This window comes from Mycobacterium sp. (assembly GCF_025933915.1).
Lineage (GTDB): Bacteria > Actinomycetota > Actinomycetes > Mycobacteriales > Mycobacteriaceae > Mycobacterium.
Genome location: NZ_JAICZA010000270.1, coordinates 1 through 3,446, shown reverse-complemented (window position 1 = coordinate 3,446; position 3,446 = coordinate 1). Strand labels below are relative to the sequence as shown.

Genomic DNA, 3,446 nt, shown 5'->3' with positions numbered 1-3,446 from the left:
ATCGCCCACTTCGTCGGCGTGAATGTCAGGAGCAACAGGCCGATGGCGGTGGTGCCGATCAGCCGCCAGGCCGGGCCGCTGGCCAGCCCGGGCACGTGGCCGCGGCGCAGCAGGATGACCAGCATCCCGAACAGGCACAGCAACAGCACCAGCACCGCGAACCGCCGCGTCATGGACCCGTCGGCGTTGGATTCCACCGTCAGGAAGTAATAGCGCAGCCAGTCCTGATACCAGGCGATCGTCGGCCCAACCTTGTATTTGATGCGGGCGGACTCGAGCACCGTGGCCAGTGTCTGGCTGCGGAACACCACCACCAGGATCAGCGACAGCGACGCCGCCAGCACCGCCAGCGGTGCGAGCAGTCCGTCGCTCACCCGGCGGCGCCGGATGGTCTGGGCGACGGCCCGCGCCCCGGTCAGCAGCGCGGCGACGGCGATCAGACCCTGCGGCGCCAGGGTCGCGGTCAGCAGCGCCACGATGACGGCGGCCGCCGCCGGGGCCAACCGCCGCAGGGCGATGCCGCGTTCCACCAGCAGCCAGGTGACCAGAACCCCGAGGGCGATCAGCGGTTCGGGCCGCAGCCCGTTGTTGAACGGCAGCCACGCCGCGACGAACACCGCGCCCGCGGTGAAGACCGCGACCCGGTTGGCCGCGAGGCCGCCGCGGCCCGGTCCCAGCCGGCGCAGCACCCAGTGGCTGATGATCAGCCAGCACCCGATTCCGGCGAGCGTGGCGGGTAGCCGCATCCACACGCCGGCCGTGCTCACCGAGGCCAGCTTGGACAGCACCGCCAGATACCAGTCGAAGGGGGCGTCGGTGGCGCCGAAGTAACGGTAGTAGTTGGCGACGTAGCCGGCGTCGGGGGCGACGCGGGCGATGGTCAGGTTGTAGCCGTCATCCGACGTGGTGGCGCCAATGACGTGCCACAGCAACAGGGTTGCGATCACCCCGGCGTCGGCGATCCACGTCGCGATGCCGACGCGCCGCCAGTTGGCCAGGTGCGTGTGGGGGCGGTATCTGGAGAGCCAGGCGATCGGGGAGCGCCAGTTGAGCCGCGTGCTGCCGCCCCGGCTGCGGCGGTCCAGCACCGCGAGCGCAATGATGGCGGCCAGCACGGCCAGCGCGCCGAGGACCATCACGATTTCCTTGATGGCGGTGGGCGCGGTGATGAATCGGGTGTCGATGTCGACGCGGGCCGACAGCCCCGGGCCCGCGGGCACTTTCAAATCGGTGAAGATGCCGCCGACCTGAGGCTTCTTCTCGGCCGGCAGGACGCCCGAGGCGCCGGGTATGCCGGCGAACTCGGCGCCGGCCGTCCCGGTGTCGGCCCACGCGTGCAGCACGCTGCAGGCGCCGGCGGCGACGGCGGAGCGCTGCGCCACCGCCGCGACGGTGTCGCGGAAGGCTACGACGACCACGTCCTTGTTGGCCCGCACGAACAGCCCATTCTTCCCGGCGTCCATGCCGCCGGGCGGCAATGTCGAGACCACCAAACCCCCGTTGGCGGGCAGGGTGGCGATGTCCGGGCAGGGAATGGAGATGTCCAGCGCCCGCGGCGCCCCCGACACCAGGGGCGCGGTGATCTGGCCGACGTGCCCGTCGGGACCCGCCGTCGTGCCCTGCGGCCACAGGATCGTCGCCGTGGTCTGCTTCACCGGAAGCAACGGGACGGACAGGCACAGCAGCAGGCCCACGACTCCCGCGATGGCGGCCACCGATCGTGGGATCCGCTGCGATCGATCATTACCGTCGTGGGGCACGAGGCTCGATCGTAAGCGACGCGGCTTTGTCCCATCGGGACGCGGGGCCGCGCAGCGGGCTGGGGACGCGCTGCTATCCGCCCAGCCGGGCCGCCAGAGTGGCGTGCCCCGGACCGCCGAGATCAACGAGTGCGGCCGGGCGGCCGGTCATCGCCATGAGCAGCGCCTCGCCGGGGCCGGTCACTTCGGGCCCGTCACCATGCGTCCAATCGAGGTCGGTGGCGCGCAGGCGCAGACCCCTGATCCGTCGTCCCGCGCCGAGCCTGGGGTTGCCCGGCACCAGGGCGAGGACCCGCACGAGGCGGTCGGGCGGCACCTCGCGCGGGCGGTCAAGGGCGCGGCGGATGTCCTGATGGTGGATCGTGCCGTCGACGAGCGCGATCATTCCCCCGAAACCTGCTGTCAATCCGCGTGGTTGGAGATGACCGCGCAGGAACGCCAAAAGCTCTTGCGGGGTCAGCTTCGCGAATTCATCGACGCCCACCTGGTTGGCCCGCACCACCCAGCCCTTCGCAAAACGCTTCAGCAGCCCTAGAGTGCCGAGCTCTTCGTAGCTGATCAGATGCGCGACAACGTCTTTCACGCTCCACCGTGTGCACAGGCTGGGCGCCTCCCAGTCCTGCGGCTCACACGTGGCCAGGAAGTCGGCCAGGTCAGCCCGTTCCGCGCGGGCCATGGGCATCAGGTCGGCGGTCATCGCGGGTCACCGCCGCTCAACAGGTCCACGTAACGGCCGAGGTAAAGCGGCCAGCCGGCGTCGCCGTCGACCCCGTCGGCGACCGATTGCCACCCCGGCCCGTGGCGGTCGAGATGGCGATGTTCCAGGTCCACGCGGGTGCGTTCGCCGTCCTGGGCGGTGAAGCGGACGTCGACTTCGCTGGCCTTGGTCGCGTCGGTCTCGAGTTGCCATGTCGGGCCGATGTCCCAGCTGAACACCACGCGATGCGGGGGCTCGTAGACAAGGATGCGCGCCCATCGGCACACGCTGCCGTCGACGCCGCGGTCGTAGATGTGGCCGCCGACGCGGGGCTCGAACACGGTCTCGGCGATGGCGACCGCCAACAGGTTGTGTTCGCGCGGCTTGAAAGCGCCGAACCGCTCGGTGAAGACGGCGAACGCGCGCTCGATGGGGGCGTTGACGACGACGTGGTGGGTGACGCTGGGAGTCGGCTGCGGTGTCATGTCGGTCCTTCGTTGATCTCGGCTTCGCTTTCGTCCAAGGCCTGCGCATAGCCGGCGAGCGCTTGTGTCCAGAACCGGTCGAGATCGGCGCGTAGCGCCTCGAGGCCCGTGGGGTCGAGCTGATAGACGCGGCGGGTCCCCGCGGCGCGGTCGCGCACCAGCCCGGCGCACTTGAGGACCTTGAGGTGTTGGGACACCGCCGGTCTGCTGACCGGGAGGTCGCGGGCCAACTCGCCGACGGCCGACGGGCCGTGCGCGAGGCGTTCCACGATGGCGCGCCGCGTCCCGTCCGCCAACGCCAGCCACACGTCACCGCTCTGGTAAGTGACCACGAACGGTAAGCATAGACTTACCGATAGCGCGGCTCAAGGGCTGCGCCGCCGGAAGCGAGGCTGAACCTCTAGGTCTTGCGCAGCGGCGCCGGGTTCCACAGACCGCTGCGCGTCGCCGTCCCCAGGAGTAGGTCGGCCGGTTGCGCGTCGGGGTAATACGGCGTCAACCGTT

5 protein-coding genes are annotated in these 3,446 nt (G+C 70.4%); all 5 read right to left on the bottom strand.

Translation table 11 applies throughout. From position 1 onward, the window contains the following. Positions 1–1,760 (bottom strand): arabinosyltransferase domain-containing protein (locus Q0W90_RS23800; RefSeq protein ID WP_297777061.1); only part of this gene is annotated, 1,760 nt, incomplete at its 3' end. A gap of 73 nt (positions 1,761–1,833) precedes the next feature. Beyond that, complete coding sequence (locus tag Q0W90_RS23795; RefSeq protein WP_297595255.1) at positions 1,834–2,457, bottom strand: maleylpyruvate isomerase family mycothiol-dependent enzyme; 624 nt, start codon at positions 2,455–2,457, stop codon at positions 1,834–1,836. Next, positions 2,454–2,942 (bottom strand): SRPBCC family protein, encoded by a 489-nt coding sequence (locus Q0W90_RS23790; protein WP_297595254.1) that lies wholly within the window; start codon positions 2,940–2,942, stop codon positions 2,454–2,456. Before Q0W90_RS23790 ends, Q0W90_RS23795 begins: the two co-directional genes overlap by 4 nt. Next, a complete protein-coding gene (locus Q0W90_RS23785) occupies positions 2,939–3,274 on the bottom strand; it encodes a metalloregulator ArsR/SmtB family transcription factor (protein WP_297595253.1) in 336 nt (111 codons plus the stop codon). The genes Q0W90_RS23790 and Q0W90_RS23785 overlap by 4 nt, the downstream gene beginning before the upstream one ends. Before the next feature lie 68 nt (positions 3,275–3,342). Continuing rightward, the gene (locus Q0W90_RS24540) at positions 3,343–3,441 is read right to left on the bottom strand and encodes a hypothetical protein (RefSeq protein WP_366895743.1); all 99 of its coding nucleotides are present in this window, start codon (positions 3,439–3,441) and stop codon (positions 3,343–3,345) included. Positions 3,442–3,446 lie beyond the last annotated feature (5 nt).

Bases quoted from the DNA above. Each gene is read 5' to 3' on its own strand.
- Q0W90_RS23790 (WP_297595254.1), bottom strand. From the start codon at position 2,942: ATGACACCGCAGCCGACTCCCAGCGTCACCCACCACGTCGTCGTCAAC.
- Q0W90_RS23795 (WP_297595255.1), bottom strand. From the start codon at position 2,457: ATGACCGCCGACCTGATGCCCATGGCCCGCGCGGAACGGGCTGACCTG.